The sequence below is a fragment of the Vibrio sp. JCM 18905 genome, from assembly GCF_055393305.1.
The window spans coordinates 1503980-1520867 of sequence record NZ_AP043878.1; the positions used below are offsets into that span (position 1 = coordinate 1503980).

Below are 16888 nucleotides of genomic sequence, written 5' to 3' on the forward strand. Positions count from 1 at the left end.
ATGGCACTAACGGGTTACTCTTTATCGCTTGTTCAAGCTAGTTGGATGACTGTCCAGCTAGCCTTCACAAGCCTCTTAGTCGGTTTGATTCTGGCAGTGGTATTCGCCAGTGGTGAAATGTCTCGCCGCGTTTTCGTTAAATGGCCAATGACGGCGTTTGTGACGATTGTACGTGGCTTGCCAGAAATCCTTGTCGTGTTGTTCATCTATTTTGGTTCGACGCAGGTTCTGTTTTTAATCACCGGCGACTTTATTGAAGTTAGCCCGTTCTTGTCTGGCGTGGTGGCGTTGTCATTGATCTTCGCTTCCTACGCTTCTCAAACTCTACGTGGCGCATTAAAAGCCGTTGGAAGAGGGCAGAGAGAAGCAGCAAGTGCACTCGGCATCAGTCAAGCACACGCTTTCGTTCGCATTGTTTTACCACAAGCAGTAAGACACGCACTACCAGGTTTAACTAACCAATGGTTGGTTCTGCTGAAAGACACCGCGCTTGTATCACTGATTGGCGTAACGGATTTGTTGAAACAAGCGCAGCTAACATCTGCAGCGACGCATGAAGCGTTTACATGGTACGCAACCGCTGCGGCGATTTACTTAGGCATTACTTTGATTACACAACGTGCCGTCAAACTGATTGATAAGAAGTTCTCAATTCAAGGCATGAGCATGGGACAGGAGGCAACCGCATGAACGAACAACACGTTTGGCAAATGCTGAATGGCTTGGGCACTAGCCTCCAATTGACCGCCGCTTCCTTGGTTGTCGGCTGCCTCTTAGCTTTGATGATGACGCTGACTCTGATCCTACGTACTCCGGGTTTGCATTGGGTAAGCCGTGGCATCATCACCTTGTTTACTGGTACGCCTTTGTTGGTACAGATCTTCTTGGTTTACTACGGTCCGGGTCAGTTTGATGTAGTGAGAGAAAGTGTTTTTTGGACATGGTTAAGCCAACCTTGGTTCTGTGCGATGTTAGCGTTAGCACTGAATACCGCGGCGTACAGCACTCAGCTGTTTAAAGGCGCGTTTAACGCGATTCCTTCTGGTCAATGGCAAGCGTGTCGTGCTCTAGGGATGAACAAAACCGCAACGCTAAAAGTGCTGCTGCCATACGCTATTCGTCGTGCCGTTCCGGCTTATTCGAACGAAGTGATTTTAGTCTTCAAAGGTACTTCACTAGCAAGCACGATTACGATCATGGATCTGATGGGTTACGCGCAGCGCATTAACGCACAAACTTACGATACGTTGACGGTATTTGGTATTGCAGGCGCATTTTATTTAACCGTAAATGGTTTGCTCACTCTTATCTTCCGTCAGGTAGAGAAGAAAGCACTAGCCTTTGAAGCCGTTTAATTATTAGTAGCTAATTTGTAAATGCCTCTGTTCAGCGTTGCCCTGAACAGAGGCATGTTTGTTGTAGTGTACTGCTACGCTGGAAAAATCATCAAGAATCACCAAACTTAAGTAAGGTAAACAATCACTGGTGATGATATGGAACGTCGACACTTCTTAGCTTTATGGTCGCTAATATTTGCGCCTTCGCTAAAATCCGCTAGCCCAATGAAGCCGACACCGCCTCAAACGGAAGGGCCATTTTATCCCGTGGTTCCAGTGCCACTTCGTCAAAATTTGATTTTGCAGTCGAAAGGTCTTATTGGTGAGCCCATTTTTCTTCAGGGTAAGGTAATGGATACAGCAGGAAACCCATTGTCTGAAATGAAAATAGAAATATGGCAATGTGATGGACAAGGCATCTATGATCACCCGAATCAACCTAACAATAATAAGTTTGATCCTCACTTTGCAGGCTTTGGTGCAGTTTTAACTGGCGAAGATGGGAATTACCTTTTTCAAACGTTATTTCCGGTTCCATATAGCTCTCGACCTCCCCACATCCACGTAAAATTGTGGCGTGGAGAGAAAGAGCTGTTAACGACTCAGCTTTATTTGAAAGGGCGAACTGGTAACGAGTGGTGGGGCGGAAAAGCCCGTGATTATTTGCAGTTTGAGCCTGTCAACATTGATGGTCGTGTGGTCGGTGAGTTCAATTTTGTGCTCGCTTAGTACGATTAAGCGTTATTTTGAAAACTCACATCGTAGATTACCAAAGTAATTAGCAAACAGAAGCTTCTAACAGATTAGTCTTGTCCGGCTCTGACTCTTAGTTTGTAGAAATCACTGTACCCAGATTTACGGAATTGAACACCGCTTACACCTTTCGCTCTGGTGATTTTTTCTTGCCCCCAGAACAATGGTAAGATTGTTGTATCATCTCTGAGCTCTGAGAGTATTCCCTCCAAACGTTTTTCAGGCGTGGGATCTGAGACTGCATCGTGTACGTGATTAACATGCTGTTCAAATTCATCAGAGTGAAGAGCAAATCGAATACCTGTACCTGTTAATAGCCACTCATAAATTCCATAGGTTAAAGGTGGCTCAATGACATCTTCGACAAAGAGCAAGTCGGCTTGTTCTTTTACAAGTTGAGGATTACTAGCGTCAGTTAGCTCCACAAATTCTACATGCAACCCAGTTTGACGGATTAAATCTACGATCCATTGGTTCGCTTTACTTAAATAATCAATCGTCCACTTTGGATGGGTTATGACTAACGTTCCCTCAAGCTGAGGAACACTCTCGTTGTGAGAGCTATCATCGAGAATGTGCATCGTTTCCAAGCCATTCGCTTTGGCAAATTCAAATCTACGACTCTCAATAAAAGAAAATAGGCGCTGCCAAGTTTGCTCGCTTAGTGAGCACTCGGCGCGACGGTTACGTGCTAGAAAAGAAAATGCCTGAATCATATAACATTCGGTATCGTCAGTTTCCTGATTATAACTGATGTATTGATCCAGCTCAGTCCCCTGATGAGAGAGCGTGATTTGCTCCAATAATGCCTTTTTTGCGAAATAGTTATGATGTTTCTTCAGTACTATTTTGTCGGTATCCCAATGCCTAAGTACAAACGGGCCAGTACCTATTGTGATACTGCGACCTTTAAAGCTCTTCTGACGTCGAGTAGTGATAGACGCATTTGCGGTTGCTAAGCAGTAAATGAATAAGTTATTAGGCTGATTTAAGTCAATACGTATAGCTTGTTTGGCATTATCGAAGCTGATACGAGTGACTTGCTGAAGTAATTTTTGGACGGGACCATCTGTTGTAATGAGCTTATTTAAAGAGTGTACGACATCTTCTGCTTGTAATGTTAGCCCATCGTGACAGTAGATATCAGGGCGGAGCCAAATATATATACAACTGCCTTCATTTTTGTACTCACAAGCGAGGTGATTTTTTAATTGACCGTAGTGATCAACGGTAAATAGGGTGTCATACAAGCTGCGTATTACCTGCAGTTCTGAAAAACGATAAGTCAGTGAAGGGGTTAGCTCATCTACCCAAGGATACTGGCTGACGATGAGTGTATTTGAATCTTTGTTTTCTTCTGAAACTTCTGCGAGTGCTTGGCTAAGTGCGCTTACAGCGGTGCTACGGTAATGCTCAAGTAACCTCGAGATGACGTCAAAACTACCATTGTTGATTTCATTACGAATCGTAAAGTAGAGGGCTTGGTGTATTGTTACCGTCACTTTTAGTGTGCTGGCTTTCCCACGGCCACGACCTGGCTCCCAGTGGATCCAATTGTAGCTGTCAAGTATTCTCAGTATATTAGATATATTGCGTCTAGAAGTTGAAAAAACCAGTTCTAAATCGTCGAGGTTTACCTGATACGTTTGAGAGTGTTTGTAATGTTTTAATAACTGGCTCAATCTACGAAGACATGTTTCTGTCATGTTTTATTATGTTTCCTCAATAGATGATTGATTTATTAAAGCTATATAATAAATTGATTTCATATTGTGGTGAAGAAAGGTGATTGCTTAAACCTCTCAGTGTTATTGATTGGCTTATCTTCTTCCCATTTAAAAGTATTGGTGGTTTTCATTTTGACTCTAATATATTACTACTAATAGAGAGCAAAGGCTCACTTTTAATTTTTACTATAATATTAGTGAGTTATGATTAATGTTAGTGTTTGTTTTATTAGTTGTGTCTAATTAGTTAGGCGTAATGGCATGAAAATACCCCCACTCATCTATGTAAATAAGCAGGGGTATAAGTTTATTTTACTTCTGGGAAGGTAGTGAATATCGTCCACTCATCTTTAACCATCCCTTGCTGGCCGACAACAGTGGCAGTAACGCGGCGGTTTAATGCGTGGCTGACACGATCCATACCCGGCTCTGCTAGCTGTGTGTCGCCAAAAGCAATAATTGCGAGGCGGTCACCCGGGATTCCTTTTTCTATCAATAGATCGCGTACATTCTCTGCACGATGGCGAGATAGGTTTAAATTGTATTCTGCGCGTCCTACCTTACTTGCGTATCCTTGTATCTCTATAGAAGTGGTTGGATACTTTTTAAGAAATGCAGCCAACTCATCTATCTTGTTTTTAAAAATTTGGTTAATAAGAGCAGAGTCATTATCAAACAAAATCTTAAGTTGGTATTGCTCTTCTTTATGCAAATAGGTTTCACAACCATCATTGTCCACTTCTGCCCCTATTGGAGTACCTGCGCAAAGATCACGAGCGTTTATCACACCATCTTGGTCCAAGTCGTTTAGGTCAGCAATCTGATTCGCCTTTGGTATAGGAATGTACGCCAGCTCATCTTTTGCGTATGCACTATGATGACTCATTATGACTAAAGCCAGAGTGATTAGAAGATTCTTTTTCATTGTATTTAGTACTCCACCGATTGAGTCCACTCTTCCGGTATGTCGACGCGCAATGCGTCTAAAAGCTGCCCGGTTGAAGTCAGGGTTCGATATTGTGCGTATTGCTGCGCAAATTGTGTTTCTAAGTAGTTTTTGCGTGATTCAAACAACTCGTTTTCAGTGTTCAGCAGATCAAGTAGGGTGCGCTTTCCAATACGATATTGTTTTTGGTATGCAATAACGGTGTTTGACATGGAATCAACGTGTTGTATTAAAAAAGACTTTTGTTGTTTAGTCAGCTCAAGAGCGCTCCAAGAAAGGCGGAGCTCTTGCTCCACACTTCGGTATGCTCGCTCTCTGAGGTCTTTCGCTTTATTGAGTTGGTAGGCCATACTGTCACTGTTTGCAGAGTCTCGGCCACCGTTGTAAAGGTTGTATCGGACACGGAGCATTGCTTGTGTTTCAGAGTTGAGACCATTTACTCCTCCTACATCATCGTTCCAGCTTTGTTTCGCTTCAAATGAGATGACTGGGAAATAGTTTGCATCCGCTTGTTTATATTGGAACCTGGCAGAATCGACATCTGCGAGTGCTATTTTTATGACAGGATGATTGTCAAAAGCCTGCGATTGGGCCTCGTCTAGAGAATTGGGGATAAAGTTCTGGTCTGCGTGCGGAAAAATAAGGTTAGTTGGTGCCTCACCAACTAAGCGAAAGAATGCTGTTTGAGCGTCTTTATGGTTATTTTGTGCAGCTAAAACATTACTTTGAGCTTTTGCTAAACGAGCTTTAACCTGGTTAAGGTCGGCAACTGAGCCAATTCCTGACTCTGTACGCTTTTTAATATCAGTATAAATTCGCTTATGTGTGTTTAGGTTGCTAGTGGAAAGCGCAGTCAGCTTTTGTGTTTTTATTACATCCAAATAAGCTTTGATGACTTCTAACGCAACATTTTGGGCATCTGCAAGTAACTGATAACGCACAGACTCTGCATCTGCAGAGGTACGATCAATGTCATATAGGGTTTTTGAACCATCCCAGATCAACTGGGTAAGAGTAATTGCCATATCTTTGCGGGTCATCTCGGTATCACTCTTACCAGTAGAGTCGGAAGGGTGAATGCTCTCGTAACCGATACCCGCGTCAATATCGAGACTAGGTTTATATGCTCCACGTGATTTATCGATAATATAACGACTACTCATATACTCGTTAAACGCACTTTTGATATCAGGGTTCGTTGCAAATGTTGTCGCTATTGCTTGTTCTAAAGTTTGTGCGCTAGAAACCAGTGGTATTAGCAAACCAAAACACGCGATACTAATATTACTTAGCTTCACTAAAATCTCCCCAAATAATTTAACGCCAGTTATTTTTCAAAAATAAATATTAAAGATTACTAATGTTACCCAAGGCAAACGTTTCCCTTTGCTTGCTTTTTTGGAATGTAAGCTGCTATTTCAATGAAAATTTAATGACAAGTTTAAAGAATATTAAAAATAGGTCGCATAACATATGTTTTTACGGTGCAAAATAAAACAAATTTAAAACATGAAAATTATTGATAGGATAATTGCGTGTTTTAGGTGGGTTAATTGATGCTAGCTTACGCCCAATTGTGTATATCGCTTCTTGAAAATAAGTCTTATTACTTTCTTAGTTTTATGGACTTTGAGATTTTTGTATTTACTAAATGAGGTATAAGCTCTTGGTTGGACCATCAAAATTAACCGCACAAACCTATGTTGTAATCGGCCTAGATGGTCAAATTAAAGCTTTTGCGTCTAAAGAAAACTTGTTACCGGGAGAAGTGGTCGTTGAATTAGTAGAGGGGAAGATCCAACCTCAGCATGTATATATTGCTGACACAGAAGGTGAAGCTCAAACTGATTCTACCGACAAGCTTGCGAAAATATTAGAGGCCATCGAAAAAGGACAAGACCCGAGTCAACTAGGTGATGAATATGCTACTGAAGCTGGTGAAATTACGGGTTCAAGTTTGACGGCCTCTGGTACTGTTGAACGAACGGGGGCAGAAGTACTAGCAAGTACTTTTTTTGAAACCGCCGGCGTGACGACAGAGCAAAGTATAACGCTATTTAATATTTCTCGATTCACAACCTCAGAGCTTGGTGAAACTGAAACGTTGATTGATGGTGAAGATAGAGGTGCCGTTCAAGAAGACGTGACGCTTGGAACTTCTGGCAACCTCAGTGTTACTGATCCAAATACAGGTGAAGCGTTATTCCAATCACAGAGTGAGGTTCAAGATAGTTATTGGGGCGTCTTCTCAATTGATGCTTTCGGTAACTGGAATTATCAGCTGAATAATGAGCACGAAGAAGTGCAGGCTTTGGATCATGACAGTGACCCAGTCATCAGAAGTATTACCGTTTTATCTGTAGATGGCACTGAGCATGAAGTTGTGATCTCTATTACGGGCACCGAAGACGCGCCAGTCGTGACGGGCACATTCACGGGTAAGGTGACCGAAGGCAATCTCGGTGATGTTGTGACCGCAGCAGGTACCATTACTATCTCTGATGTTGATAACGGCGACGATCCGATTTTTGCAAACACCACCGTTACGGGCACCTATGGTGAGCTAGCATTGGTGGACGGGAAGTGGACGTATACGCTGGACCAAAGCCAGGTTCAACAGCTGGACGAGGGTGAGCAGGTGCAAGACACCATCACCCTGACGGCGACCGATGGTACCCAACAAAACATCGTGATTGATATTACGGGCACCGAAGACGCGCCAGTCGTGACGGGCACGTTCACCGGTAAGGTGACTGAAGGCAATCTCGGTGATGTCGCGACCGCAACAGGTACCATTACTATTACTGATGTTGATAATGGCGATGAGCCAGTGTTCAGCAACACCACCGTTACGGGCACCTATGGTGAGCTAGTATTGGTGGATGGGAAGTGGACGTATACGCTGGATCAAAGCCAGGTCCAACAGTTGGACGAGGGTGACCGGGTGCAAGACACCATCACTCTCACTGCAACCGATGGTACCCAACAAAACATCGTGATTGATATTACGGGCACCGAAGACGCGCCTATTGTTGACGGTACGTTCACCGGCAAGGTGACTGAAGGTAATCTCGGTGATGTTGCGACCGCAACCGGCACCATCACCATCTCTGATGTTGATAACGGCGACGATCCGATTTTTGCAAACACCACCATTACGGGCACCTATGGTGAGCTAGCATTGGTGGACGGGCAGTGGACGTATACACTGGACCAAAGCCAGGTTCAGCAGTTGGACGAGGGTGATCAGGTACAAGACACCATCACTCTCACGGCGACCGATGGCACTCAACAAAACATCGTGATTGATATTACGGGCACTGAAGACGCGCCAGTCGTGACGGGCACATTCACGGGTAAGGTGACCGAAGGCAACCTCGGTGATGTCGCGACCGCAACAGGTACCATTACTATTACTGATGTTGATAATGGCGACGAGCCAGTGTTCAGCAACACTACCGTTACGGGCACCTATGGTGAGTTGGTGTTGGTGGATGGAAAGTGGACGTATACGCTGGATCAAAGTCTGGTTCAAGAGTTAGACGAAGGTGATCAGGTACGAGATACTATCACTCTCACGGCGACCGATGGCACCCAACAAAACATCGTGATTGATATTACGGGCACCGAAGACACGCCTATTGTTGACGGTACGTTCACGGGGGCGGTGACCGAAGGCAATCTCGGTGATGTTGTGACCGCAACAGGCACCATTGCTATTGCTGATGTCGATAATGGTGACGATCCGATTTTTGCAAATACCACCGTTACGGGCACCTACGGTGAGCTGGTATTGGTGGATGGGCAATGGACGTATACGCTGGACCAAAGCTTGGTTCAACAGTTGGACGAGGGTGAGCAGGTACAAGACACCATCACCCTGACGGCGACCGATGGCACTCAACAAAAGATCGTGATTGATATTACGGGCACCGAAGATGCGCCAGTCGTGACGGGTACGTTCACCGGCAAGGTGATCGAAGGCAATCTCGGTGATGTCGCGACCGCAACAGGCACCCTTGCTATCTCTGATGTTGATAATGGTGATGAGCCAGTGTTCAGCAACACTACCGTTACGGGCACCTATGGTGAGCTAGCATTGGTGGATGGGAAGTGGACGTATACGCTGGACCAAAGCCAGGTTCAACAGCTGGACGAGGGTGAGCAGGTACAAGACACCATCACCCTGACGGCAACCGATGGCACCCAACAAAACATCGTGATTGATATTACGGGCACTGAAGACGCGCCAGTCGTGACGGGCACATTCACGGGTAAGGTGACCGAAGGCAACCTCGGTGATGTCGCGACCGCAACAGGTACCATTACTATTACTGATGTTGATAATGGCGATGAGCCAGTGTTCAGCAACACTACCGTTACGGGCACCTATGGTGAGTTGGTGTTGGTGGATGGAAAGTGGACGTATACGCTGGATCAAAGTCTGGTTCAAGAGTTAGACGAAGGTGATCAGGTACGAGATACTATCACTCTCACGGCGACCGATGGCACCCAACAAAAGATCGTGATTGATATTACGGGCACCGAAGACACGCCTATTGTTGACGGTACGTTCACGGGGTCGGTGACCGAAGGCAATCTCGGTGATGTTGTGACCGCAACCGGCACCATTGCTATTACTGATGTTGATAATGGCGATGAGCCAGTGTTTAGCAACACTACAGCGACGGGCACTTACGGTGAACTGGTATTGTTGGATGGAAAGTGGACGTATACGTTGAACCAAAGCCAGGTTCAACAGCTGGACGAGGGCGACCAGGTGCAAGACACCATCACCCTGACGGCAACCGATGGCACCCAACAAAACATCGTGATTGATATTACGGGCACCGAAGACAAGCCAGTCGTGACGGGTACGTTCACCGGCAAGGTGATCGAAGGCAATCTCGGTGATGTCGCGACCGCAACCGGCACCCTTGCTATCTCTGATGTTGATAATGGTGATGAGCCAGTGTTCAGCAACACTACCGTTACGGGCACCTATGGTGAGCTAGCATTGGTGGATGGGAAGTGGACGTATACGCTGGACCAAAGCCAGGTTCAACAGCTGGACGAGGGTGAGCAGGTGCAAGACACCATCACCCTGACGGCAACCGATGGCACCCAACAAAAGATCGTGATTGATATTACGGGCACCGAAGACACGCCTATTGTTGACGGTACGTTTACTGGCAAGGTGAGCGAAGGCAACCTCGGCGATGTCGCGACCGCAACAGGCACCATCACTATCTCTGATGTTGATAATGGCGATGAGCCAGTGTTCAGCAACACTACCGTTACGGGCACCTACGGTGAGCTAGTATTGGCGGATGGAAAGTGGACGTATACGCTGGATCAAAGCCAGGTTCAACAGTTGGACGAGGGTGACCAGGTGCAAGACATCATCACTCTCACGGCGACCGATGGCACCCAACAAAAGATCGTGATTGATATTACGGGCACTAATGATGCTCCTGAATTTGTTAGTGGGAGTAATGACAACTTTGGTCTGGATGCTCAAGGTAAAACCGACATCGATAGTTACCAGTTTAGCGTTGATGAAAACAGTCAATCGGGTGTAATTGGAAAAGTAAATGCATTCGATGTCGATCAGGACAGTCAGATAACGTATCACTTAAACGGTCATAGCGAACTGTTTGAAATCAACAGTCTTACTGGTGAGATCAGTGTCAAAAATGGTGCAAATCTGGACCATGAATCTATCGATAACTACCAGCTAGAAGTGGAAGCTCGTGACCAGTTTGGCGGTAAAGACACCGCTCAGGTCGAAGTGTTGGTTCGTGATATTAATGAAGCCCCTATTGCTGAAGATGATAAGGGCATTGAAAAAACAACCAAGACACTTGACCAGAGCAACTGGGATGATAGCACTGATATCACAGTTGATTATTATGTGATTGATACTCGATCTGGAAACAAGGTTTCTGATGCATCGAAAGCTGATTATGTTGGTGACGGCGACCACAAATATGGCGTTAGTTCTGCGCTAGACAGCGGCTCAGACCGGGTTCAAGATGGTCAGATTCGATATGATGATGCAACCGGACAAAGTGAAGCAATGCGCTTCTCCTTTGCTAATGGTCAGGTTGCCGATCATGCTGAAGTTGAAGTGAAAAACCTATGGACAGACACTTCGAACGGTAGCTGGGAGCCTGGTATTGAGCGCGGTGTTTGGAAGGCTTACTACAAAGGTGACTTGGTTGCGACAGGTGTGTTTGAAGGTACCCGTGGTGGTAATCAAGTAGTCAACATCAATGCAGATGGGCGTTTCTTCGATAGTATTGAAATGTCTACTACCAGCTATAAAGACGGTGTCATTGATCCTAAAGGCTCAGAGTACTTTATTACTCAGGTATCAGCGGACCTGACGACCTTTGATGACGCTTACCAGACCAACGGCTCAGGTACTTTAGAGCTGGATGTTCTAGCGAATGACAGCGACCCGGATGGTGACGCTCTGACTATTATCGACTATCCATCAGAAAGTTTCCTTAATCTGCAAGATGGTAAATTGGTCTTTGATGCGGCCAAGTACCTAGAGTCACTGCCAGCTGATCAACAAACCCTGAAAACGGGTGAAGTGAAAGATTATACCTTCGAATACACCATCCGTGATGACGATGGTCTGACTGATAAAGCAAAAGTTACCGTTAGTGTGATGGGTGAGCCTATGTCGCTCAGCGATGCACACGCAGCATTGGATGAATCTCAAGTTGGCACGGATACTGGCGTACATGCTGAAGGCAACTTTATCGCAAACCTCGGGTCTGCAACGGAGGCTGAATATCACTTCAACGCCGATCAAAACCTAGGTGGTTTCACCAGCGATGGTAAAGAGGTCGTGTTTGAAGTGAGTGCAGATCAGAGCACTCTAACTGGTTATACTGGAACAGGTGCCGACCGCATCAAAGTGGTTCAAGCCAACATAGATAGCAAAACGGGTCATTTCACAGTTGATCAACATATGCCTCTTGATCATGCGGAGCAGGGGGCGGACATGCTGGATATCCGCGCCAGCGTCGAGGTGAATGCCGGAGGTCAGTCTGAGAGTGCCACCTTGCATCTGAATGTAACGGATTCATTACCGTCATCGTCTTCAGCTCACTACGAAATAAATGATGTTGATTCACAAAGTAATAGTGTTGTGATTGCGCTTGATGCGTCAGAATCAATGCTCGACTGGGTAACAGATGCAGACGGACAATATGTTACTCGCTGGCAACTTGCTCAAGACTCTATTAAGTCAATGTTTGAGCAATACCAAGATTTGGGGCCAGTAAGTTTTAGAATTGCAACTTACAGCGGACAACCATCTGGCCAGATTTCTGAGTGGCTAGATTCTGCCGAGGCCATTGATGCCTTTATCTCTGGTATACATCCATATGCATCGACGCCATATAACCAGGCCGTTGACCAAATAAATGAAATACTTAGTGATCCAGAAGATGACGCATTGCTTAGTAATACCGATACCCAGCTTTACTTTATCTCAGATGGTCGACCTTCCGATTTTACCTATTGGACAAATCAAACGAACGTGGGAGAAATTCAAACCCGTGAAAACTTGATTAAGTGGTCAACATCAGATGATTTTGAAAGTGAACAGCGTTATCAGGACATAGTGAATGGTCGGGTTCAGCCTACTTCTGAAGAAGAGGGCATCATTCTGCAAAATGCGATGGAAAATGGCATCAGCAGTAGCGGTCAGGATGTTGAAAATATCTGGTCTGTCGGTATCGGTAATGGTGCGTCTCTGGAACATCTGGAGTCGATCGCTACAGATAAAGGCAGTGCTATTGTCGTTGTAGATGATTCTCAGATTGTGGATTTGCTTAGTAAAACGGTCTCAGGCCAGTTGCAAGGTAACCTTCTGGATGACAATGGCGGTGATGCTCAGTGGGTAGATCACATCACTATCAATGGCGAGATATATTACTACAACAAAGTAAACGATGATGTCACTACCAGCGATGGCACGAAAATATCGGATCATTCTCTGGCGCAGATTGATACCAACCACGGCAAGCTGACCATTAACTTTGAAAATGGTCACTACGACTATCAAGCGAGTAATGTTGTAGGTCATCAACAAGAGAAACTTGACGTTACGGTTATTGATGCTGACGGTGATACTACAAATAGCGAAGTTACCATTGATATCCGAGATCGCGCACCAGAATTCATCAGTGTCGGTGATACAGACCAAACCCATGGCACCGATGCCAACGGTATGCCAACAGAAGATACAGCAAGCTTTGACGTCGCTGAGCAAGAAGTTGGGGTATTAGTCGGCCAGGTGGAAGCGTTTGATCCGGATGGCAGTGACACCATAAAGTATGAATTGAGTGGTGGTGATGCTGACCTATTCCGTGTTGACTCGAATAGCGGTGAGATTTGGCTGAAAGATGGTGTAAAACTGGATCACTCGACTCAGCAAACGTATCAGTTGGAAGTGTCTGCAAGCGATGGTGTGGATACCGATACAACTCAGGTTATCCTGAATGTCACTGAGAACCATGCCCCAACCTCGTCTCCAGTTCAGGGCTTTGCTCAGATGGAAGACTTACCGATCAATAAAGTGACGGTAGTGTTCGACCACTCGAACAGCATGACCCGTACCTTTGACGGTGAGAATACCGTGGGTCGTGATGCAACCGCACCGAAAACTGAATCGAGAGCTTACAAAGCAGCAGCGTTACATTCCATGGTTGAAAACATGATTGCCGATGGAGGAGAATCAAATACCTATATCCGCCTGGTACGTTTCGACGGTGATACATCCACACATAGCTGGCTGACTTTGAGTGAAGTTGAGTTGATGACACGCCCACCAGAGATGAATGGCCGTGATCCAAACGATTTAAGTTTCCAAAATGAAGTGTCAGAATATGTGCGCAACTGGTGTGACGTAGAATACGGTACCAATACGGATTACGATAAAGCTTTAGAGGCTGTAATGGAGCCTGGTGAGGCAAGTAATGCCGTTTACCCTTGGCAGGATGGTTGGGACTATTTCGGTCCAGAAAAACCGTCAGAGAGTAAGGACACCATATTCTTTATCTCAGATGGCGAACCCAACCCTAGCGAGGGCGCTGTTACTTCTCCTGATCTAGACGAGCGCTGGGAGGATTACAAACAGACTCATGACGCCAAGGTATATGGGATTGGTATTGCTCTCTCTGATAATGTCAAAGCAGCAGAGGCTCTAGATGAGCTTAGCGACAAAGTGGTGTTTATCGACTCAGGTGAAGACTTGGGGCAGTACCTAAACCAGTTCTCTCCCGATCCAATTGCCGGTGAGTTACTGGCGGGAAGCCAGGACGCTGATGGTGATAGCATGACCATTTCTTTGGCAGAAGGCGATTTCACTCTGTTGGGCGCAGATCTGCACGGTGTAAGCGTAAATCAGCCGTTAGTTTCTTCAACCAGTGACGTAGATGGTCAACTTCATATCCAGACAGCGTTCGGTACTTTGGAAGTGTCATCCAATGGCAGTTATAGCTTTACTCAAAGCGATGAACTTACTCTACAGGGGGACCAGCAGGCGGATTTGCATTTCTTGTTTAAAGTGTCTGATGGTAAAGGTGGCATAAGTGAAAACGTCTTTACACTTACATTAAACGATTCTGGTACCGATATTACCCAAACTGAGCGCCATGCGTCGGTGGGAGATGAGTTTGCGAATAGCATCACTGGTGGCGAAAGCATTGATATTTTGCTAGGTCAAGCAGGTGAAGATACGTTGAATGGTGGCGCAGGCAATGACATTCTGGTTGGTGGGCTTGGAAACGATATCCTGATGGGAGGCCTAGGCAGTGACATCTTGACAGGTGGAGAGGGTATTGACACCTTCACCTTTACTCAAGAATCACTGGACATGACGTCATCAAGAGATGTGATTAAAGACTTTAGGCTGGATGAAGACAAGTTGGATTTGAGTGACATTCTTGAGTTTGTCGGTGACGACACAACGGATATGGATAACTTGTTGGAACACGTAAGCGCAGACTACGATAGTGCCCAAGATACTCTGAATTTGACGATTACTGGAGAAGGCAGCAACACAATGTCAGTGGCATTAGAGAACTTTGATTTATCAGGGTTGGAGCTAGGGTCGTCAGCGACATCTCATGAAATTGTTGATCAGCTGTTCCATCACCAAGTTTTTAACGTGGATTAGTATTACCTGAAGATAAAGTTATTTTAGTAAACAGCACCTGATTGAATCATCAGGTGCTGTTTTTCTTTTCTGCTGTTGTTAGTTACCGACTTTTTGCCTAACCACTTCAAAAATTGGCAGTAGTAAATGCACTGCTTCGCACTTTAAGTGGTTCTTTGGTTACATGTTTTGATAGCTTGGTCCGCCACCACCTTCTGGCGCTTTCCATGTGATGTTTTGTGAAGGATCTTTGATGTCACAGGTTTTGCAATGCACGCAGTTGGCGGCATTTATCTGAAACTTCAACTTACTCTCAACTTCCACCACTTCGTAAACCCCTGCAGGGCAATAGCGCTGGCTCGGCTCGTCATACATACCCAAATTCACATCAATTGGAATGTGAGGATAAGTCAGAACAAGGTGGCAAGGTTGGTTCTCTTCGTGCTGTGTTCCCGACAAAAATACCGACGAAGGCTTATCAAAACTGATTTCACCATCTGGTTTTGGGTATGTAATTGGTTGGCACTCTTGTTTAGGTTTTAACTGTTCGTGATCGTACGAATAGTCCTTGACAGTCCAAGGTAACGGCTTCTTAACCAGTGGTTGCCATAGGTTATGCTCAAAGGTCGAAAGTGCACCGCCCAGTATGCTGCCAAACTTGTGGATGTTCGCACCAAAGTTACGTGTTTCGGCGAGCTCGTCATACAACCATGATGATTCAAACAATGACTGGTAGTCTGGCTCAGAAGCCCCAGTTTGTCGGGCAGTATGTACTGCTTCTGCTGCAATGATTCCGGACTTAATGGCTGTGTGGCTGCCTTTAATTTTAGCGACATTCAAAGTGCCTGCATCACAACCAATCAATAAACCGCCGGGGAATTGCTGTTTCGGCAGAGAAGAAAGTCCACCTTTTGCAATGGCTCTTGCACCATATGCGATACGTTGGGCACCTTTTAGGTGTTGCTTGATAGCTGGATGATGCTTAAAGCGTTGAAACTCGTCAAACGGGCTTAAGTAAGGGTTGCTGTAGTTTAAATCTACGATCAAACCGACCGCGATTTGGTTGTTTTCCATATGATATAGAAAACCGCCGCCAGTGGTATTTGTCTCGCTCAAAGGCCAGCCAGCGGAGTGGATAACACTGCCAGATACATCCTTGCTGTCAGAGGGTAATTCCCATATCTCTTTTAAGCCAAGCGCGTAGTGCTGAGGTTGCTTGCCTGCGTCTAGGTCGAACCTTTGAATAAGTTCTTTACCCAGGTGTCCGCGACAACCTTCAGCAAAAAGGGTGTATTTTGCCTTTAGCTCGATACCTGGCTCAAAGTTAGGTTTGACTTGGCCGTTCTTATCTAGTCCCATATCGCTCGTATTAATGCCTGTCACGGCGCCAGTCTGATCATAATTGATGCTTGCAGCGGCAAAGCCAGGAAAAACTTCCACCCCAAGACTTTCTGCTTGGTTAGCGAGCCAACGGCAAAGGTTGGCAAGGCTAATTACATAATTATTTTCGCCATTTATCATTGGACGTGGCGTAAGGAAATGAGGGACGCGAATATGGTTTTGCTCAGTAGTAAGATAAAGGAAATGGTCTTGCTGAACTGAGGCTGATAGCGGGGCGTCCATTTCTTTCCAATCGGGGAAAAGTTCATCCAAGGCATTAGTTTCAAAAACAGCGCCAGATAAAATATGTGCGCCCACTTCTGAGCCTTTTTCTACAACGCAAATTGAAAGTGCGTCACCTTCACTCTCTTGGCTAAGTTGAGCTAGGCGACAAGCGGCACTTAAGCCCGCAGGTCCGGCTCCCACGATCACGACATCAAACTCCATGCATTCTCGTTCCATCTCTATGCTTCCTTTCTATTATCGTCATCTGCGTGACAGGTTTTTGGTTTCTATACAGAAAACTATAGCTCAGTTGACGTTAACGTGAAGTGAACTAAGCTCA

Annotated in this window: 8 protein-coding genes; 4 read left to right on the plus strand and 4 right to left on the minus strand. The window is 45.5% G+C overall.

What is annotated here, in order from left to right; genetic code table 11:
• The 3 genes from artQ to ACZ5ZC_RS06615 all read left to right on the plus strand — a co-directional run bounded on the left by artQ (nt 1) and on the right by ACZ5ZC_RS06615 (nt 2066).
• Entirely contained in the window at nt 1–690 is a 690-nt protein-coding gene (gene artQ, locus ACZ5ZC_RS06605; RefSeq protein WP_005388570.1) for an arginine ABC transporter permease ArtQ, read from the plus strand.
• The gene (gene artM / locus ACZ5ZC_RS06610; protein WP_253657992.1) at nt 687–1355 is read left to right on the plus strand and encodes an arginine ABC transporter permease ArtM; all 669 of its coding nucleotides are present in this window, start codon (nt 687–689) and stop codon (nt 1353–1355) included. The genes artQ and artM overlap by 4 nt, the downstream gene beginning before the upstream one ends.
• 138 nt (nt 1356–1493) lie before the next feature.
• The gene (locus ACZ5ZC_RS06615; RefSeq protein ID WP_012842497.1) at nt 1494–2066 is read left to right on the plus strand and encodes a protocatechuate 3,4-dioxygenase; all 573 of its coding nucleotides are present in this window, start codon (nt 1494–1496) and stop codon (nt 2064–2066) included.
• 74 nt (nt 2067–2140) lie between these two features.
• On the opposite strand, the gene ACZ5ZC_RS06620 is transcribed toward ACZ5ZC_RS06615, so the two are convergent.
• From ACZ5ZC_RS06620 to ACZ5ZC_RS06630, 3 genes are all read right to left on the minus strand, one after another.
• A complete protein-coding gene (locus ACZ5ZC_RS06620) occupies nt 2141–3796 on the minus strand; it encodes an ABC transporter substrate-binding protein (protein ID WP_464931528.1) in 1656 nt (551 codons plus the stop codon).
• 328 nt (nt 3797–4124) lie between these two features.
• Entirely contained in the window at nt 4125–4742 is a 618-nt protein-coding gene (locus ACZ5ZC_RS06625) for an OmpA family protein (RefSeq protein WP_168187771.1), read from the minus strand.
• Nucleotides 4743–4747: 5 nt separating this feature from the next.
• The gene (locus ACZ5ZC_RS06630; protein ID WP_054868229.1) at nt 4748–6061 is read right to left on the minus strand and encodes a TolC family outer membrane protein; all 1314 of its coding nucleotides are present in this window, start codon (nt 6059–6061) and stop codon (nt 4748–4750) included.
• Nucleotides 6062–6429: 368 nt separating this feature from the next.
• Here ACZ5ZC_RS06630 and ACZ5ZC_RS06635 point away from each other — a divergent pair, with 368 nt between their 5' ends.
• A complete protein-coding gene (locus ACZ5ZC_RS06635) occupies nt 6430–14964 on the plus strand; it encodes a VCBS domain-containing protein (protein WP_464931529.1) in 8535 nt (2844 codons plus the stop codon).
• Between the two features lie 159 nt (nt 14965–15123).
• On the opposite strand, the gene ACZ5ZC_RS06640 is transcribed toward ACZ5ZC_RS06635, so the two are convergent.
• Nucleotides 15124–16785, minus strand: a complete 1662-nt coding sequence (locus tag ACZ5ZC_RS06640) for an electron transfer flavoprotein-ubiquinone oxidoreductase (RefSeq protein ID WP_432609390.1) — start codon at nt 16783–16785, stop codon at nt 15124–15126.
• Nucleotides 16786–16888: the final 103 nt, after the last annotated feature.

What these genes read in the sequence shown, in the direction of transcription:
- artQ (WP_005388570.1), top strand. Translation starts at nt 1, where the DNA reads ATGGCACTAACGGGTTACTCTTTATCGCTTGTTCAAGCTAGTTGGATG.
- artM (WP_253657992.1), top strand. Translation starts at nt 687, where the DNA reads ATGAACGAACAACACGTTTGGCAAATGCTGAATGGCTTGGGCACTAGC.
- ACZ5ZC_RS06615 (WP_012842497.1), top strand. Translation starts at nt 1,494, where the DNA reads ATGGAACGTCGACACTTCTTAGCTTTATGGTCGCTAATATTTGCGCCT.
- ACZ5ZC_RS06620 (WP_464931528.1), bottom strand. Translation starts at nt 3,796, where the DNA reads ATGACAGAAACATGTCTTCGTAGATTGAGCCAGTTATTAAAACATTAC.
- ACZ5ZC_RS06625 (WP_168187771.1), bottom strand. Translation starts at nt 4,742, where the DNA reads ATGAAAAAGAATCTTCTAATCACTCTGGCTTTAGTCATAATGAGTCAT.
- ACZ5ZC_RS06640 (WP_432609390.1), bottom strand. Translation starts at nt 16,785, where the DNA reads ATGGAACGAGAATGCATGGAGTTTGATGTCGTGATCGTGGGAGCCGGA.